At 43.2% G+C, this 17,226-nt stretch carries 17 protein-coding genes; 7 read left to right on the top strand and 10 right to left on the bottom strand.

Features of this window, described 5'->3' with window-relative positions:
- Positions 1–22: 22 nt before the first annotated feature.
- Together LX73_RS06830 and LX73_RS06825 are read right to left on the bottom strand one after the other, a co-directional pair.
- On the bottom strand, positions 23–442 hold the full coding sequence (locus LX73_RS06830) for a BP74-related protein (protein WP_148898740.1): 420 nt from the start codon (positions 440–442) through the stop codon (positions 23–25).
- 89 nt (positions 443–531) lie between these two features.
- A complete protein-coding gene (locus LX73_RS06825; RefSeq protein WP_148898739.1) occupies positions 532–2,028 on the bottom strand; it encodes a S41 family peptidase in 1,497 nt (498 codons plus the stop codon).
- Between the two features lie 77 nt (positions 2,029–2,105).
- Between LX73_RS06825 and LX73_RS06820 the strand changes: the two genes are divergently transcribed.
- On the top strand, positions 2,106–2,531 hold the full coding sequence (locus LX73_RS06820) for a hypothetical protein (protein ID WP_148898738.1): 426 nt from the start codon (positions 2,106–2,108) through the stop codon (positions 2,529–2,531).
- Positions 2,532–2,723: 192 nt separating this feature from the next.
- Here the strand turns inward: LX73_RS06820 and LX73_RS06815 are convergent, their stop codons facing one another.
- The 3 genes from LX73_RS06815 to LX73_RS06805 form a co-directional block, all read right to left on the bottom strand.
- Complete coding sequence (locus LX73_RS06815) at positions 2,724–5,654, bottom strand: CHAT domain-containing protein (RefSeq protein ID WP_148898737.1); 2,931 nt, start codon at positions 5,652–5,654, stop codon at positions 2,724–2,726.
- Between the two features lie 409 nt (positions 5,655–6,063).
- Positions 6,064–7,017, bottom strand: coding sequence for a signal recognition particle-docking protein FtsY (gene ftsY / locus LX73_RS06810; RefSeq protein WP_148898736.1), 954 nt, complete (start codon positions 7,015–7,017; stop codon positions 6,064–6,066).
- Between the two features lie 145 nt (positions 7,018–7,162).
- On the bottom strand, positions 7,163–7,753 hold the full coding sequence (locus tag LX73_RS06805) for a CDP-alcohol phosphatidyltransferase family protein (RefSeq protein ID WP_148898735.1): 591 nt from the start codon (positions 7,751–7,753) through the stop codon (positions 7,163–7,165).
- On the opposite strand from LX73_RS06805, the gene LX73_RS06800 reads away from it, so the two are divergent.
- Positions 7,741–8,397 (top strand): NUDIX domain-containing protein, encoded by a 657-nt coding sequence (locus LX73_RS06800; RefSeq protein WP_246138185.1) that lies wholly within the window; start codon positions 7,741–7,743, stop codon positions 8,395–8,397. The genes LX73_RS06805 and LX73_RS06800 overlap by 13 nt on opposite strands.
- Before the next feature lie 25 nt (positions 8,398–8,422).
- Here the strand turns inward: LX73_RS06800 and LX73_RS06795 are convergent, their stop codons facing one another.
- Together LX73_RS06795 and LX73_RS06790 are read right to left on the bottom strand one after the other, a co-directional pair.
- Positions 8,423–8,716: a hypothetical protein gene (locus tag LX73_RS06795; protein ID WP_148898734.1), complete on the bottom strand. Its 294-nt coding sequence runs from the start codon at positions 8,714–8,716 to the stop codon at positions 8,423–8,425.
- Positions 8,717–8,749: 33 nt separating this feature from the next.
- Positions 8,750–9,160, bottom strand: a complete 411-nt coding sequence (locus LX73_RS06790) for a helix-turn-helix domain-containing protein (RefSeq protein ID WP_148898733.1) — start codon at positions 9,158–9,160, stop codon at positions 8,750–8,752.
- 302 nt (positions 9,161–9,462) lie between these two features.
- Between LX73_RS06790 and LX73_RS06785 the strand changes: the two genes are divergently transcribed.
- The 4 genes from LX73_RS06785 to LX73_RS06770 all read left to right on the top strand — a co-directional run bounded on the left by LX73_RS06785 (position 9,463) and on the right by LX73_RS06770 (position 13,373).
- Positions 9,463–9,936 carry a DinB family protein gene (locus LX73_RS06785; protein WP_148898732.1) on the top strand — a complete coding sequence of 158 codons (474 nt, stop codon included), beginning with the start codon at positions 9,463–9,465 and terminating at the stop codon, positions 9,934–9,936.
- Between the two features lie 120 nt (positions 9,937–10,056).
- On the top strand, positions 10,057–10,431 hold the full coding sequence (locus LX73_RS06780) for a DoxX family protein (RefSeq protein ID WP_148898731.1): 375 nt from the start codon (positions 10,057–10,059) through the stop codon (positions 10,429–10,431).
- Between the two features lie 284 nt (positions 10,432–10,715).
- A complete protein-coding gene (locus tag LX73_RS06775) occupies positions 10,716–12,011 on the top strand; it encodes a two-component system sensor histidine kinase NtrB (protein WP_148898730.1) in 1,296 nt (431 codons plus the stop codon).
- A gap of 3 nt (positions 12,012–12,014) precedes the next feature.
- Positions 12,015–13,373 (top strand): sigma-54-dependent transcriptional regulator, encoded by a 1,359-nt coding sequence (locus tag LX73_RS06770; RefSeq protein WP_148898729.1) that lies wholly within the window; start codon positions 12,015–12,017, stop codon positions 13,371–13,373.
- 5 nt (positions 13,374–13,378) lie between these two features.
- Here LX73_RS06770 and LX73_RS06765 read toward each other — a convergent pair whose 3' ends face one another.
- Positions 13,379–14,032 (bottom strand): YceI family protein, encoded by a 654-nt coding sequence (locus LX73_RS06765; protein WP_148898728.1) that lies wholly within the window; start codon positions 14,030–14,032, stop codon positions 13,379–13,381.
- A gap of 5 nt (positions 14,033–14,037) precedes the next feature.
- On the bottom strand, positions 14,038–14,652 hold the full coding sequence (locus tag LX73_RS06760) for a YceI family protein (protein WP_148898727.1): 615 nt from the start codon (positions 14,650–14,652) through the stop codon (positions 14,038–14,040).
- A 379-nt stretch (positions 14,653–15,031) separates the two neighbouring features.
- Between LX73_RS06760 and LX73_RS06755 the strand changes: the two genes are divergently transcribed.
- Positions 15,032–15,388, top strand: a complete 357-nt coding sequence (locus LX73_RS06755; RefSeq protein ID WP_148898726.1) for a response regulator — start codon at positions 15,032–15,034, stop codon at positions 15,386–15,388.
- 185 nt (positions 15,389–15,573) lie between these two features.
- Here LX73_RS06755 and LX73_RS06750 read toward each other — a convergent pair whose 3' ends face one another.
- Entirely contained in the window at positions 15,574–16,914 is a 1,341-nt protein-coding gene (locus tag LX73_RS06750) for a hypothetical protein (protein ID WP_211359378.1), read from the bottom strand.
- Between the last annotated feature and the right edge of the window lie 312 nt (positions 16,915–17,226).

Genomic DNA, 17,226 nt, shown 5'->3' with positions numbered 1-17,226 from the left:
CTTAAAACAGAAACCTCATCTGTCAGTTTGAAGAAACTTCTCGAACGACAAACGAACTATAGGGGCAAAAACGACCCACATCATCTACCCAGTAGTCAATATTTTGTTCTACCATGCTGGGGCGCCCGTCACAAACTTCGATGGCTGCTTCTGTAAGCTCCCACTCGTTGGATATAAAATGCCAGCTCCAGCCATTATTAGCTTCTTGTCCTCGTGCTATAGTTCCGTTTATAAATAAATCTCGTTCTGACTGAGGCAGAGAAAGCTGTTGACGTACTCTTTTTATTAGCTCTTGGTCGGTTGTTTGCGCAAAAAAATGCTCATCTCCCGTTGTTTGAAATTCAAAAGTGACCTCTTTGTTTATATTGCCACTCGTGTTGATTCCGCACGAAGAAAACAACATCGATAATGCTAAAAGAGCAAGAGTTAAAATCTTATACATGATAAACATTCCTTTGCCTTTTATTATTTAAAGAATATACATCATGTATTGTTTCAAACCTCAAAACCGTTGGACCCCTGACTTGGTGCCTAGTTTCCAAACAGAAATTGAGCCTGTTCAGGCAGCAGGTACATTCCCTGGGGCGAAAAGTCCTTTTGCTCTTTCATCATTTGCGAGCCCGACAGAGAAGGTGACGATTGTTGGAACTTCGACTGCCCTGTAATTAGACTGAGAGCACGTCCCAAAAGAGGATCATCAGGACTCCCGATAGCGGGCTTTTTTTGGATATTTTCAACCGTTAATTCGCTAATATTGTTACTGGCAGAGGGAGTAAATCCATCGGGATAATCGTCACCTGCTGAATTCACAATTTTTAAAACAATGGGTTGAATGGCTTTTTTGTGGTCGGGGTTGGCCTTATCCTTGTTGAGATAAGGTTCAGGCGCATCATATAAGGTAAGAGACCCTTGGTCTTTGCCGACCGTCTGGGTTCCGATAAGAATAACATCAATGAATGGGTTAAGGCTGTTGATGAGTGCTTCGCTGGCCGAGGCGGTTCCTCCGCTGGTTAATACATACACCTTATTGAGCCCCAGATCATTCATGGGTTCTGTGTTGACAAACTCTCCCTGATCGTTGCGTTCAAAATCCCCTTCACCGTTTTGTAGAGGGACTTTATCTAGAAAGTATACGGATTCATTTTGATCAGATCGCTTCTGGTTATAGGAAAACTCACCAAACTTACTAGAGTTGTCTAACCCTGATATAAGGCTAGAAAGAAGCTGACTTGTCAAGATAGTACCGCCCCCGTTATAACGTAGGTCGAGGATAAGCTCATCAATATTTTGGTTGTTAAAATCATTGAATGCACTATTCAGGTCATGGTGCGAATTATCCTGAAAGGCATTATACATCATATATCCAATTTTGGTATTGCTGGTATCAATGACCGTAGAAAGATAGATTGGATTTTCTATCACCTTTTCGGATTGGATTGATTTTTGGGTTGAATCTTCAAAGGCAACACCCTGCGAAGTTTCTTTAATCGTTGCAAGCGTTAGGGTATGGGCGGAATTGTCGGATAGCAACTGACGATAATTGCTTGTATTTAAATCTGTGCCATCTACTTTCGTAAATAGATCCAGCCGTTGTAACCCAGCATCGTCAGCCGGGGAACCAGATATAATGTATCGCGCGTAACCGACAATATCGTTACTGTTTTGAAAACCGATGAAGCCATAATTTACTCCCAAGGCTGCATTAATACCGTCCTGTTGGTCTGCGAACTCCTCATAATCATCGATAAAGAAAGAAAATTCGTCCTCGGAATATTGCAGGGCATTAAAGAGCTGCTCTGCATCAGAAAAGCCCTGTAAAAAGCTGCTCAACTTCTGATTGTTGGAAAATCGATTGTCAGCAAGTGCTGGCACATCTCCCTGCCAGTAATACCAGTAGTTCATTGCATTATAGACAAACTGTTTTTTAGAGGAGACGTCTTCTGACTCTGAGCTAGTTGGATCATCCCCGCAGCCCGTTACAATGACTGCAACTAGGAATGCCAGAGATAAAATACTTACTTTTTTCATATCACATTCATTAAGTTAGTACGTTGAAATATCTTGGTTATATTAATAGATGCATCTAATTAATAAGATCTTATGTTATGAAAACGAGCATTGTTAGTTTTTTACTGTTGTTATTTGCCGTTGTTAGCTGCTCTTCCACTAAACATACTACGCAAAAACCAGAAATGCAGATTGTAACTGCTAAATACGCCAAATGGTCGGATCCGCCGAAGCAAAACTCTGATGTGCCCGAAAAAGGAGTTGATATTACCTTGACTGTTAAAAACTGGCCCGATAGTGCATCGCCCTCCTCTGTTATCTATAATCAGCGCAAGTCATCTAAACCGAAGATGACACAGAAGACAGACTCTACCGTTGTTATCAATGCTCGTATTGTTATTGCTTCTTCGTTGTTAGTGAAGACCTCAGATGATGTAGCGTTGTCGGACCGGTTGGTCTATAATTTGAAGGATGGTCAAACCCAATTTATTGAAATTGAGAACTGGACCCGAATGCAAGAGTAGCGCAATATTATTTAGCTACGCTTACTAAGAAATTGGGGTTACTGTGCTGTAATCATATTGATGCCAACGACGGTGAAAATCCCCAAAAACGAGAGCAAAGACCAGGCAGGTGCTGACTATTCCCACAAGCGAAGACAGAATAGAATGATATCTCCATATAGTTTCTTAAAAGAGCAGAAAGAAAAGAGGATCCTATCGTCCCACAACAATAAAAGGAGCCCAGTAAACCGGATGATTAAAAAGTGGATGCTTAATCATCTTTAGTTTTGCCTGGCGCATGGCTGAGGCTTTTTGTCCAAAAGGAATAGACTCATTCCATCCAACCCAGCGGAGCATGCTGTCGGTCCAGCTCTCTTGGGGTTTGCTGTTGACAAGAGCCTTATAAAACTCATTCATGAACGATGCCGTAGAGCGGTCATATACATTCCAGAGGCTAACAACTACGGTAGAAGTGCCGGCGTAGAAAAACGAACGCTGCATACCTAAAATGCCTTCGCCCTTAACTACTTTGCCCAGCCCGGTATTGCAAGCGCTGAGTACCACCATATCCGAATCGATATCAAGCCCAAAAATTTCGGAACTGCGCAGCATGCCGTCTTCTTTTGATGAGGCCGTTATTTTTCTTTTAGCGGAAAGCGTCAACCCACTTCGGCTGGGGTTATTTTCATCAATGATACCGTGGGTAGCCATGTGGATATAGCGGTACCTGTTCTTTTCGAGCATTTCTTTGAACCGCTGCTCTGATACCTCATCTTCTTTTAAGATAGCCGCCTCTTTGAACTTCGTAGCAATAGAGTCAACTTCCATCAGGGTTGAAGGGAGGCCAGACAAATTAGACTGTTGAAAAGAACGCTGGCGGCTGTTTTGCTCTGAGAAGTTCGATCCTGCTACGGCAAGTAAACCCTGCCGGTCTGGCGTTTCCGATTCTTTAAGCAAATTCAGGCTGGTGAGTGATGGTTCGTACTTGATGTTGAACCGTTCAATTAAGTATTGGTCGCCGCGCGAAAGGGCTTCGAATGGCAGGTATGCCAGTGCCCCGTCCGGGACGATAATCAGGTTAGAGATGCGCTTAAGGTTTTTTTCGAACGGTTTTATAAGGCTGCTATATAGCTTGGCGGATTGCGACCGAAGCTGCGAGCGCGGAGCATTCGAAAGGATAGCACTCTTAAAATCTCCAACTAAACTGGTTAGCTGTTCGCCCAGCGGCTCATCGCCGGAGAGTGAAACCTGCTCGGCGCGTATCTCATTGGGCGTAATCAGAAAAGTGATAAGCTGGTTTTCTGCAACGGCATATTCGAGCACGGCTGTCTGGTCATCTGTCAACGACTGGGCACGCTGCAGGCTGATAGGTTCGGGTGACTGTAGAGATTTTAGCTCGGGATACTTTTGGTGAAGCTCATTCTCATAGGCCGCATAATTTAGTTCTTTAGATCGTATTTTATCCTCAATGTTGGATCGTTGTTTAGAGTTGTCGGCGTTTTCGAGCTTTGTGTAAAGTCGGTCAATCTGATTTTGTTTTTCCCTGCGTTCCACCCGAACTTTTTCGGGCAGTTTTTGGTCAATATTTTGTGATGCCTGTGCCAGTTCATCACTGAGCGACCGGGCTTTGGCCTGCTCCACCAGCTTATAGGCGCGCGACAGGTCCTGGGTGTACGTGAGCATCCATGAAGCCATCTCGGTGTAGAAGTCTGTGTGCTGTCCAAAAAAACCGGATTTGAGCTCCGAAAGTGCTCCTGCATTGGAGCGCTTTTTTTCAACGATGTTTATGGCTTTTTCCCCGTAAAAAAGAGCACTGTCGGAATTTATTTTGTGGTACTCCTTGGCTAGCTTTTTAAGCGGTGGCAGTTGGTCGCCCGTAGATAGATACTTGCTGTAGGCATACGCTTTTTGGAAGTGATGAATTGCCAATTGGTTGTTGCCTGAGGCGGAGGTAATACGTCCCAAATAAGTAGAGGCTGTCTTTAACATATTGTAGTTATCAGTGGAATCCCCAATGGCTTTTATCTGGTCCACATAACTTTTGGCCTCTTCATATTCTTGCTTGACGAGATACATCCCGGCCATCGCATTTAGGGAATAATAAATTTTATAAGGGTTCCCTATTTTTTTGCGTAACGCTAAGGCTTTGTGAAAATACTTGTCAGCCTCGTCATATTTTTCCTGATCCCACAGCAGTTGACCCAAATTATTGGTAGTGGTTGCAACAGAACCCGGATTGCCCGTCTCTTTTTTTATTGTCAGGCTCTGCCGGTAATAGTCCAGGGCTTTATCGTACTTCCCCAGCCGTTTATATAAAAGACCAATACCATTAAGAGTGCTCGCCGTTTGTTTTGGGGTGCCGGCCTTGTGGCTGTAGTCGAGACTCTTATTATACGAAATCAGGGCTTGGTCGTAGTTTCCCAAACTTTGTTGCACACTTCCCAATTGATTATAGCTGCTACATAATTCATAGACATTGCCGTTTTCTTTATGTATTTCGAGACTTCTATTAACATATTCTAAGGCCTTATCAAACAAGGACAACTCTTCGTAAATACTGCTAATATTGCTAAGTGAGGTGGCAAAATTACGATTTTGATTTATACCGCGGAGGTAAGGCAGGGATTGTTTAAAGCGCTGCATTGCTTTTGAATAATGTCCCCTGGCTTGTTGTACTTTTCCAATATTGCTATACACAACGCCAATAAGAAGGCTGTCCCCGGATTTTTTTGAAAACGGGAGTGATTCTTGGTAATAGCGATTGGCCTGATCAAGATTTCCCTTGCGTCTAGAAGCCAATCCCATACTGTTGTATAAGTCCCCGCGATTGTAAGCGTCATTGGCGGGATGATCAACAGCAAGGAGTTTTTGGTAGAGTGTTAAGGCTTGTTCATTTTTTGAACGCCACATCATGGCGCTGGCGTATTCCTTGCCGGCCTTCAGCCATGATGCAGTGTCCTGGAATTCCCTATACATATTATAGGCTTCGTGATAATAAAATTCGGACTGCTGCATCTTGCCGTTCTTGTCAAATTCTCGGCCGGTCTGGTATAGGGAGTCCGCCAGTTGTAGGCTCTGGCTCATTCCCGAAAGGGGAATAAGCAAAAACAGAGTAAAAGGTAAGAAAAATTGTAGCCTGTTCATCTGCTGGTTATTCTAAAACCGTATCCCAAATGCCATGTAGTTATTAAGGTATGACAAGGTCCCTTTTGAGGGACTCTGCAATATTATAACCCCAATTTTCTAATAATTTAAACGTCACAAAAGCACACCACAATTTAAAAAGTTTGTCATTGGCTCCAAATTATAGAATATTAAAACAGTACTCGGCTTCAAGGAGTGCACTCATCATTAATTACAATAAAATCAGGAGATCATTATGTTCAAGTTCAAAGAAAGCAAACCGTTTTCACCAGTTATTGCAGCACTGCCAGACCAAGATACTGGAACAAGTGAGGACGATGATTCAACTGTAGAGAGCTAGTGTAAGTTTGGTTTTTATTTTTTAACTATTTAAAGGCCATGCTTAGCGGCATGGCCTTTTTTTATTCTACTAATCAGCAAACATCGAGTTTACAAATAGCTCACGGTCAAACACCTGCAGGTCTTCAATCTCTTCACCCACCCCGATATATTTAACCGGTACATCCAGCTCGTTGGAAACGCCAATTACAATCCCTCCTTTGGCCGTACCGTCAAGCTTGGTGAGTATCAACCCTGTAATGTCCACAAAATCGGTAAAGGCTCTGGCTTGCTGCATGGCATTTTGGCCGGTAGAGGCATCGAGTACGAGCAGTACTTCATGGGGAGCGCCGTCCACGACCTTGCCCATTACGCGCTTGATCTTGGCCAGTTCTTCCATCAGTGATTTTTTGTTGTGAAGACGTCCTGCTGTATCGACCAGTGCAACATCAGCCTGCTTGGCATTGGCAGATTCGACCGTGTCGTAGGCAACGGCCGCCGGGTCGGCATTTTGTCCCTGCTGAATGATGGGTACATCGGCGCGCTCGCTCCAGATTTTAAGCTGGTCAACAGCGGCGGCGCGAAAAGTGTCGGCAGCTCCCAACATTACTTTTTTGCCTGCTTTTTTGTAGAGGTGAGCCAGCTTGCCGATGGAGGTCGTCTTCCCTACTCCGTTTACTCCCACAACCATCACGATGTGCGGTTTTTGGGGAAATTCGGCGTCAAACTCAGCGGGTTTGTCGGGATTATGATCTTTAAGCAGGCCGATAATTTCTTCACGTAGAATACGCTGTAGCTCATCGCTGTTCAGGTATTTATCTTTTGCTACGCGAGCTTCAATACGATCGATAATTTCGATGGTGGTTGAAACACCTACGTCGGAAGTGATAAGGATTTCCTCCAGCTCATCGAGTACGGCGGCATCTACTGTATCTTTGCCGGCAACGGCTTTGCCGATCTTTTTCATGATGCCGGAGCGGCTTTTTTTGACGCCCTTTTCGACTTTTTCTTTTTTCTTGAGACCTATTTTTTCGAGAAAACCCATAAATACTTCTAACTGTTAAAAACTAAAATGTCATCCTGTCCCGATTGTTTGGGGGCAGCATCTTTGCAGGTGTGAAAAACTCTTCTCCTGAAAGCCGGAAGAGTACTCCCCTCATGGGAGACTTTGCCAGTTTTTTAAAATAAACCTAGTTAAATTCTACGCCTTTAAGGATCAAGTTGAATCGATAAAGATAATCAAAGAAGGAGAAAAACATAAGTGCCAGCGATGCCCCCATCAGCATTTGGTGAGCGGCGTAGGCATCGGGAAAGAAAAAAGCCGACAGCCAGTACAATCCCAGCACATTAACACTTATTTTGCCCGACATTACCGCCATGGCCACTTTGCCGCGCAGCTTGCGGATATACAGAGATCCTCCCACAATAAACAGGTCACGCCCAATTTCAACGAGGAAAAACCAGAGCGGGATAATATCAATATAAACGGCATATAAAAAGAGGAAAAAAGCGCAGAATTTGTCTGCCACGGGATCTAAAATTTTCCCCCATTCGGTAACACGGTGGGTAAGGCGCGCAATATACCCGTCCAGGTAATCCGACAGAATGCCGTACAAAACCAGCACCGTAATCAGCCAGGTAATTTGTTGCCCGTTGGTATAATGTAGCCACACAATGGGAAAGGCCACGAGAATCCGCGAAAATGAGATCAGGTTCGACCATGTGAACAGGTCTTGCTTTACCTCAAACTGCTGCTGATCGATGTTGAATGTTTCAGACAACGGAAACCAATATCTTTGTTATTATTCGAGCGCAAACTGATGAACGTAAAGATACAAAAAATATGGCTATGAACGATTCCGGAAAACTAGTAGAACGCCCTCTCTCATCAAAAGAGATTTTTAACGGCCGGCTGCTCCACGTTTTTTTTGATGAAGTCCGATTGCCCGACGGCGGTACATCTACCCGGGAATGGATTAAACACCCTGGGGCATCGGCGGTAGTGCCGGTTTTTGAAAATGGAGATGTAATGCTGGTGCGACAGTTTCGCTACCCGGTGCGGCAGATTTTTTACGAAGTACCGGCCGGAAAGATTGATCCTAATGAAGAAGCCGGCTCAACAGCCGAGCGTGAGCTTAAAGAAGAGGCGGGTTTGGCCTGTCGATCATTTGCGTATGTGGGGCATTTTTATCCCGGAATCGGTTATTCGGATGAGGTTATTCACTGTTATGCCGCTTGGGATATTGCAAGTTTTGAGCAGCAGGTGGATGAGGATGAATTTGTGATACGGGAGCGGATGCCCTTTTCCGAAGTGATAGAGATGGTACACCAAGGTGAAATTACGGATGGAAAAACGATTATTGCCCTGCTTAGAACTTGGCACTGGTGGCAGCAGCACAAACCTTTTCCGATAGGCAGCCCTTAATGGGAAACTGCCTACTGCTAATTGCTTACTGTATAATTCCTTCTTCTACGGCTAAATCGTACAGTGATTTATGCAGGTTTGAATCCGAAATATCGCCGCGCTCGATGAGCTCTTCCACTTCGTCGCCGCGCAGCAGTAAGATACAGCCCATCTCATTGAGCACCTCATCAAACTTCCGTGGATCAGCATTCGATAGTTTTTCAAGATCAATGCCCTCAGGGCTTTTTGTAAGGTTAACGAGGCAGTAAAAACTGTCTTCGTCATTTTCTTCATCTCCGAATCCAAAAATCTCGAGTTTAGTATTCTCTTTATCGAGCATAAGTAATGAAATATTAATGATCGTTAGTTCTGATTACTGATGGCGATCTAAAAAATCGCGTGCCTTAATAAGTTCAACAACTTCATCTGTTTGCTGGTCTATAATGGCAACCTGGAATAAACTGATGATTGCCTGGTCATTAATACAATTGACAGCCTCTTCAATAGTAGAACATTCTTCTTGTTCGCTGACCAAGTCGTTAATGCCTTTTATAACATAGCGATAATTTTGGGGCTTTGTTTGAGCTTTTGATTTTCGCTGTCGGGGCGGCTCACCAAAATACTCACGCAGGGCCTCTTCAGTAACATACCACTTAACGCCCAGCTTGCGTCCCCTGATTTTACCCTCCCGCAAATACGTACGGATGGTCATCTTGCTGAGGCCGAGCTGTTCGTGTAAGTCATCCACAGAATAAAGAGTAAGATCACCAACTTGTCTGGGCATAATGCACAAAATCAGTTTTTTATAACCATACAATTCTAAAATATTGAAAGGTAAAACTAATAATATTGACCTATTAAGTAAATGTTATATGCTATTAATTGTTATTTGTTATAGATTAGTTAGTGATTGTAATATTTACTTGTTCTGTATAGGGTAAACCTCGTATATTACAAACAGTTGATCGAAAAAAGCTCTGCAATCGCAGGTCTTTTGTTGTTTTTACTCCTTTCTTTTGAGTAGTTATTCCAGCTTTCACTTATTTTTAATAGCTTACCTCGTTAATCAAAAGTTAAGCCTACTGTATGAAAGCCCAGAAAACCGTTCGAGAATTACTTCTTGAACAGCTCGAAGGTAACCAAGCGCATGTAGATTTTGATCAGGCTGTACAGGGAGTTTCGTATAAGCAGACTGGTATAAAAGTAGAGGGTGTGCCACATACCATTTGGGAACTTATAGATCACATCCGCATTGCACAGGCTGATATCCTTGAATTTTGCAGGAATCCCGACTATAAAGAATTGGATTGGCCCAATGATTATTGGCCGGAACATAGCAGTCCGCCTGACAAAGAAACATTTGAGCAGTCGATTCGGGCAATTCGGGATGGTATCGAAGAAATGAAAGCGCTGATTCGAGATTCCAAGAATAATCTTCGAAAGCCGCTTCCCCACGGTGACGGACAGACGCTATTCCGGGAGGCCATGCTTATTGTAGATCACAATGCCTATCATATTGGACAAATTGTACAAATTCGCCGAATGATGGGTATCTGGTAACAGGTTCTTGTTCTTGGCTATACCTCACCGAAGTTGTACAAAACCTATTTAGTTTAACATTGAATTAAATTTCATTATATTGTACGTTTAATCGTAATAAAACTATGAGGATGTTATAATATGCTTTCTACAATTGGTCGATATATGTATGCACTGCCGTTTGGTGTTTTTGGGCTTTTCCATTTTATAAATGGCAGCCAAATGGCTGGAATGGTACCCATCCCAGGTGGAATATTCTGGATTTATTTAACCGGAGTAGCTATGCTTGCTGCCTGTGTAAGTATTATTATTGAAACAAAAGCACGGCTAGCCTGTATTTTGTTGGGTGTGCTGCTGCTTATTTATGTACTAAGTATTCATCTACCAAGCGTTATCAATGGACAAATGCAGCCAAGCATGACAATGCTGTTAAAAGATTTAGTTATGGCCGGTGGTGCTTGGTTTATAGCAGGCAGTTATGAAGCTGAAGATATGATCATACAGCCAGAGGAATAGGCTTAACTTGACGCAGTAAAATTTAAGCCCGCCGTAGCTGGCGGGTTTTTAAATTGAAGAGGACTTTACAAAACTATCTCCACCTTGTCATTCTGAACTTGTTTCAGAATCTCACATGCAGTTGTGGGCGTCTGAACCAAGACCCTGAACTGAATTCAGGATGACCAAGCTAGGTTTTACAAAGGTATGTTTATGATATTGGCCAAATGATGCTGATTCAGGATTTGCTTGGCAGCTGGTAATTGCTAGTTTTAATATGTAGAACAATTATCTAAAATCACGGAATGAAAGAAATTCTTCGTTTTCTTCGGGAGGCTCGCATGGGGTATCTGTTGTTTACCTCATTGTTGCTTCTGGGGCTATTTTTCGGTGCGTTTGAAATTGTGAATCAAACGTTGCTTACCAACGCCGATTTGCAGACTATGCGCTGGCTCTATTTTAGCCGTGGTGTGACTGTTGCGTTGGTTCTTATGGTCTGGGCAGCGTGGACAGTATATAATTACCGGACATATTATGAGGACCAGCTTGAAGCTACAAAAATGCGGCACCGCGATATCATTGAGCATTCTGCTGATGGCATTATCACAATTGATAATGAGCAAGTGATCACCTCTTGGAACCGAGGTGCAGAAGAAATGCTGGAATGGGATCGGGAAGAAGTGATTGGCAAGCCTATCGAAGTTATCATACCGGATAATCTAAGTGAGGATCGTGAAGCCAATACATTTGGTAAAAACGGGGAAGAACACGGCTGGAATTATGAGACGGAACGGATTACCAAGCACGGAGAGACCAAGCTGATAAACCTAACCGAGTCGTTTATTCGAAATTGGGATGATGAGATTGTGGGGAAGTCACTCATTCTGCGCGATCTTACTGAGGTAAAAATGCGCAAAGAGCAGATCCAGCAGTCAGAGCGTTTGGCTACTGTGGGACATATGGCAGCGGGCGTTGCGCACGAGGTTGGAAATCCGCTAACTGCAATTTCATCGCTGGTGCAGGTATGTCAACGCAAAACCGATGATGATTTTTTGCAAGATCAGCTTAAAAAAGTACGGGAGCATATTCAGCGGATTAATAAGATTGTCCGAGATCTGGTGGACTTTTCTCGTCCCTCGAGTATGGAGACCGAGCATGTGCAGATAAATGAAATTATAAATTCGGCCGTGGGCTTGTTACGACATGATGCCCGTTGCCGGGATGTTGATTTTGAGCTTAGCCTCAGCAGTGATTTGCCGGCCATTTCATGCGTGCCCGATCAACTTCACCAAGTATTGGTAAATCTGTTGTTAAATGCTGTTGATGCGATGCAAGAAACAGAAAATCCGCGCATAAAAGTGGCTACAAGCAGAGAAAATTCCACCGTGCAACTTACTATTTCTGATAATGGAAAAGGCATAAAAAAAGAATATCAAAGTCGTATATTTGAACCTTTCTTTACAACAAAAGAAGTAGGTACCGGCACTGGTTTGGGGCTTTCTGTAAGTCATGGTATCATCACAAAAATGGATGGTAACATATGGGTTGAGTCCACGCCCGGCGAAGGTGCTACATTTATCATAGAATTACCAATAGAATAGTATATGGCAAGATCAATTTTGATAGCGGATGACGAGGTCGGAATCCGGGAATCGTTGACGATTATTCTGGAAGAAGAAGGCTACCAGTGTACAGCTGTGCAGGATGGTGATGAAGCCATTGCGGCTATTGATGAAGGTAGTTTTGATATTGTTATATCGGATTTAAAAATGCCTAATACCGATGGGTTGGGGGTGCTGGAACACACACTGGAGCATTCTTCAGAAACCTTGACAATTATTATAACAGCACATGCTACTGTCGAAACCGCCATTAAGGCACTGCGTAAGGGAGCGGCAGACTATATCTTAAAGCCCCTGGATTTTGATGAGGTGCTTATCCGCATAGAAAACTTACTGGAGCAAAAAGATATTATCCAGGAAAATAAGTATTTGCGTGAGCAGATCGATCAAGAGTACAACTTTAATCATATTATTGGTGAAAGTGAGCCCATGAAAGAGGTGTATCGGATGGTTGAGCGGGTGAGTGGGGCTACCAGTAATGTGCTTATTACCGGCGATAGCGGTACCGGCAAAGAACTTGTGGCCAGGGCAATCCATTCGAATGGGGATAGAGCAAAAAAACCCTTTTTGGCAATTAACTGTGGAGCCATTCCCGAAAATTTAGTGGAGTCGGAACTATTCGGGCATAGGGAGGGAGCGTTCACTGGAGCCTCATCTGATAAAGAAGGCATTTTTGTAGCTGCCCACGGCGGTACGGTCTTTTTGGATGAAGTGGCTGAAATACCGCTTAACCTTCAGGTAAACCTGCTGCGTGTATTACAGGAGCGCGAAGTAAAACCGGTAGGGGCTAATAATATGGTATCGTTTGATACCCGCATTATTGCTGCCACCAATAAGGACTTGGAGGCGGAAGTGGAAAAAGGAAACTTTCGCGATGATCTGTACTACCGGTTGAATGTAGTAGAGCTACCCTTGCCTCCGCTATCGCAACGGCGGGATGATATACCACTGTTGGTTCATCACTTTCTTAAAAAGTACAATAAAGAGCTTAAACGAAATCTGAAAGGTATTACAAGTGAGGCGATGAGTGCTATGATGGCCTACGAATGGAAGGGAGAGGTCCGAGAGCTAGAGAATGTGATAGAGCGGGCGGTATTGTTGAGCGATCATGAATACCTGCAGCTTGAAAATTTGCCCGGAGCCATCCGTAATGTGTCTGGTACTGAGGATATAGATATGGATAGCGAGCGTCTCGAAGAAGCTGTGCGGGTGTTTGAAAAGCATCATATCAAGAGTATGCTAAAACGGACGGACGGCAATAAATCGGAGGCGGCTCGTCTGTTGGGCATCGATCCTTCTACGCTGTATCGCAAAATGGAGCGTCTGGAATTGTCTGATTGAGAGAATTATTGTCCCTTATCTTGCAGGGTAACCGTCACATCAAACAGAACCCGTAGCTTTTTACTTGCCCGAATAAGACCAAACATTTTACTCGGCGGTTCAATGTCATAGGTATCCATGTGTATCTTTTTATCACCAGTGACTCTAAACTGCTGTTCACCGATAACTTTGCCTCGAATGGATATCTCTGTTGTATCGCGCACACCTGCAATTTCCATAACACCCTGTGTATAGATGTTTAACCACCCATTTGAGGGTTCACCATCAGTGAGCGTAGCCTCAAGCAGTTTGTATGATATTTGAGGATGCTGTTCCGCTTTTAATGCGTTATACATATCGGCATTCATCGCGTCTTTACCGCAGTCCAGAGAAGTAACAGGCAGTGAAACTGAGATGCGAACTTTGCCGCTATCCTGAACAGAAGCTTTTGGATTTATCGTGTTATTGATGATTCCACTGCCAGATATTTCCTGGGCCTCACAACGAAAGTTGACCGGACCGGCAGTACCTTCTATCCATATCTTAGCTCCATCGTCAATAGCGATGGTTCCGGGGATAGTCTGAGCGTTCGTTAATGATGATATAAATAGCAATGTGATCAGACTTAACAAGCCGACCACATTGCTGACATTAACTGATTTATGTAAAGCAGGATGCATCACGATTATTTTTTAGCAAAAAAGAGTTCAAAAGTGATAGTGACTTTCTCTCCGCTACTGATGGCACCAAACATAACAGAAGGTGGTTCAACATCGTAATCTTTCATATTAAGTTCGTAATTACCCATAAACTTAACGGATCCCTCTTCGGTCAACATGCTTTCTACGGGCAGTGTAATGTTGCGTGTTACTCCGGATACGGTAAGCTCTCCGGTGGCATTCGTAGTTACAGTCCGAGTACTATCAGCAGTGGCTGTACTATCAGATGATAACGTACTATCAACAGACGACAATGAAAAGTTAATGGTTGGATGCTCTTCTTCTTTGAGTGCTCCACGAATTTTTTTATCCATTCTGCCCTTACCGCTTTTGATCTTGTCTACGGGGACGGTTAGTGTAAAGGATTTTACAAGCCGTGCAGGGGCGCCGGCATCCATCGTATCGCTATTCATAGTGATGGATGTTGAAAACTCAGTGACATCTGCTGTCCAGTCATGGACGTTAGATGTTCCATCAATTTGCATGGTGCTTTTATCCATCAGCGTTAAGTTTTGATTCTGTGCCTGAACTGTCCCGCCCAACGTAAACATGAGAAGGAGTATGGTTATGATCGATTTCATAATAGCCTCTTTTTTAAGGTGGTTAATTGTTCTGTTAGTAGTAATGCAACCATCGTTCCAAAATTCACTCTGGCCAATACTTTTTTGTAAAAGGTCATTGTAAAAGCCTAAAGGGCACTATTTATAAAACGAATAAGGAGGTATTATCGCCGCCCAAATTATTATTTGCAGTATTGCAACCAGAATTATTTGTAATACTGCAGTACTGCAAAAAGACGATTTTAGCAAACGGGTATGGCCGGTAGTATGATGCGTAAAGTCCTGCTGAACATGCTAATACTATAAGTTAAGGGAGTTTTTCAGGATAGTTTGGTCACTTGGGAAAGAGTGGCCTCAAAATTGCATGGTATAAAGGTGAATGCAATAAAAGATCCTGAATATGAAACAGCAATGTATCCTAATTATAGATAAAGAAGAGGCCATCCGAGAGTCTTTTCAGCTTGTCTTACAAGAGGAAGGCTATTGCTGTTTCATTGCAAAAGATTTGACTGAGGCGAAACAAATATTGGCAGCAGAAACGGTCGATATTCTCCTTATTGACAGCCTACTGGTGCGATCACCATCATCCCTGCCCTCTCTTTTATCAGCCTACCCCGAAGTAGGTGTTATCGTGATGGGCGGTTATGCCGAAATTGAAGTCATGCAGCGTACCTTGTCGGAAGGAGCTCATGATTTTATAATTAAGCCGATGGAGTTTGCAGAGCTTATCCATAAGGTAAGCAAGTATTCTAAGTAGAATAGAACAGCTTACCCTCCTCTCACAAAATGTAAGGAATAACAATCATATCTGTTTTTACAGCAGAGTAGCGGAAACAGATGAAGGTCTTGTGTCCTCCTTTTATTTCAAAAAATTATGTAACAAAAAAAGGGCAGATCCCGATTAGGGGATCCGCCCTTGTGTTGCTTTGTTTCAGGTGTAGCTTAGAAGCTGATTACAGCTTCCATCATGACGCCGTTAAACTTACCGTCTTCATATTTTGATCCAGTGTAACCGTCGCCGCTATAGGATTGTGTTACATATTCAAGCTTAGCCAGTACGTTTTTGGTGAGGAACCAGCCACCACCGAAGTTGATTCGGTCGATTTCGATGTCGCCGCTGGTCATTTCTCCACTCACTAAGTTATAACGGCCGCCCAGGTAGAAATCTTCCCCGGCACCGAAACGATAAAGAAGCTCAGCACCGTATTGGTTAAAGGTACGGCTGTCATTGCCTACGATATTACCGCTGGTATTTTCAAATACACCATAGAACTCAAGTCCATTATACTTAATGAAAGGGTTGATCATGAAAGCCGTCATTTCACCGGCAGCTGGAGGCTGTCCATATCCGGGAGTGAAGCTAGGCGCAAATCGTCCGGCACGGAAGCCGTCATCCATAACAGAATAATATCTGGATCCTGCACGGTCACCTGAATACAGGTAGATGGATGGAGATTGGCTTACATTCAGAATGGAGCCCGTTAGACGGAATCGCATATCTTCATTGATCTGACTGTCAAAACCTAGCTTACCATAAAGGGTAGCATGTGTTTTAAAACCGCTAGCTGCTTTGTCAGTAACAGATTGGTTCAGTTTACCATTGCTGACACCAACCATTCCAAATAGGTCTCCAGTATAATAATAGATCTCACCAGCTACTTCCGTCGTGAAGGAGTCCATTATGTAGTTACCTACAAAGGGGTTATGGGTTGTAAAAGCGTTATCACTTCTTCTGAAGTGGTTGTCGCCGTAGTTAAGCTCCATGTGACCTACCTTTATACGGAGATTGTCCATTAAACCTGCTAAGAGGCCTTCCTGGATAAAATCAAGACGGTCCACCTGCATATAACCACTCTTAACATACGCCTCTGTGTGGTGTTGTGAGGTTAAATATGTACGCAAGTGCATACGGATCCCACTGCCTAAGCCTACATCAAGATCTAAGTTTGAAGTAGCCAGGTTAAAGTTGGATTCGAGATTGGGCAAGGTCTTGAAAATTGGATTACCTTGGTTATCAGTTCCTGCATAATAAGGGTTACCCGTGTTTTCTTGGGATAATCCCTGGAACTGTAGTGTGTTTGCTCCACCAATTCTGACGTGTACGCCATCAAATTCTACATCTGTTTCAAATGGGGCTTCAAACTGGTTTAATCCGCGCTGGTCGGGAGATGTAAAGTATTGTAGGTCTCTGTCTAATTTTTGAGCAGAGGAGGTACCCACAACTACAAATATACCGACGAGTACTAGTACGATCTGTTTTATGATATTTTGTAAGGTTTTCATGGTAAACACCTGAATTTTAAGGTTTAATGATTATCAATTGTTGCATCTACTAGTGCTATTACAACATCCGTTCCAGATAAAGCAAAATGGAGAAATAAATTTATGTTTCCGATGAAAAGGGTGTTTGAAGCTAATAGAGGCTATTTATAACAGGAGGGAATATTTTGCTCGGTACTGGTCAAGGGCTGAAATCAAGTTGACATTGCAGTATTGCAATGATGGTCTTTGCAATGCTGCAATGGTATAGGCTAATGATTTTGACAAAGATTAATTTTCAATCATAAAAAGCCCGCTAAAAATATCAGCGGGCTT

The organism is Fodinibius salinus (assembly GCF_008124865.1).
Lineage (GTDB): Bacteria > Bacteroidota > Rhodothermia > Balneolales > Balneolaceae > Fodinibius > Fodinibius salinus.
Note: the sequence above shows the minus strand (reverse complement) of the source record. Positions and strands in the feature narration are given on the sequence as shown.

What these genes read in the sequence shown, in the direction of transcription:
- LX73_RS06830 (WP_148898740.1), bottom strand. Translation starts at nt 442, where the DNA reads ATGTATAAGATTTTAACTCTTGCTCTTTTAGCATTATCGATGTTGTTT.
- LX73_RS06825 (WP_148898739.1), bottom strand. Translation starts at nt 2,028, where the DNA reads ATGAAAAAAGTAAGTATTTTATCTCTGGCATTCCTAGTTGCAGTCATT.
- LX73_RS06820 (WP_148898738.1), top strand. Translation starts at nt 2,106, where the DNA reads ATGAAAACGAGCATTGTTAGTTTTTTACTGTTGTTATTTGCCGTTGTT.
- LX73_RS06815 (WP_148898737.1), bottom strand. Translation starts at nt 5,654, where the DNA reads ATGAACAGGCTACAATTTTTCTTACCTTTTACTCTGTTTTTGCTTATT.
- ftsY (WP_148898736.1), bottom strand. Translation starts at nt 7,017, where the DNA reads ATGGGTTTTCTCGAAAAAATAGGTCTCAAGAAAAAAGAAAAAGTCGAA.
- LX73_RS06800 (WP_246138185.1), top strand. Translation starts at nt 7,741, where the DNA reads ATGTTTCAGACAACGGAAACCAATATCTTTGTTATTATTCGAGCGCAA.
- LX73_RS06795 (WP_148898734.1), bottom strand. Translation starts at nt 8,716, where the DNA reads ATGCTCGATAAAGAGAATACTAAACTCGAGATTTTTGGATTCGGAGAT.
- LX73_RS06790 (WP_148898733.1), bottom strand. Translation starts at nt 9,160, where the DNA reads ATGCCCAGACAAGTTGGTGATCTTACTCTTTATTCTGTGGATGACTTA.
- LX73_RS06785 (WP_148898732.1), top strand. Translation starts at nt 9,463, where the DNA reads ATGAAAGCCCAGAAAACCGTTCGAGAATTACTTCTTGAACAGCTCGAA.
- LX73_RS06780 (WP_148898731.1), top strand. Translation starts at nt 10,057, where the DNA reads ATGCTTTCTACAATTGGTCGATATATGTATGCACTGCCGTTTGGTGTT.
- LX73_RS06775 (WP_148898730.1), top strand. Translation starts at nt 10,716, where the DNA reads ATGAAAGAAATTCTTCGTTTTCTTCGGGAGGCTCGCATGGGGTATCTG.
- LX73_RS06770 (WP_148898729.1), top strand. Translation starts at nt 12,015, where the DNA reads ATGGCAAGATCAATTTTGATAGCGGATGACGAGGTCGGAATCCGGGAA.
- LX73_RS06765 (WP_148898728.1), bottom strand. Translation starts at nt 14,032, where the DNA reads ATGCATCCTGCTTTACATAAATCAGTTAATGTCAGCAATGTGGTCGGC.
- LX73_RS06760 (WP_148898727.1), bottom strand. Translation starts at nt 14,652, where the DNA reads ATGAAATCGATCATAACCATACTCCTTCTCATGTTTACGTTGGGCGGG.
- LX73_RS06755 (WP_148898726.1), top strand. Translation starts at nt 15,032, where the DNA reads ATGAAACAGCAATGTATCCTAATTATAGATAAAGAAGAGGCCATCCGA.
- LX73_RS06750 (WP_211359378.1), bottom strand. Translation starts at nt 16,914, where the DNA reads ATGAAAACCTTACAAAATATCATAAAACAGATCGTACTAGTACTCGTC.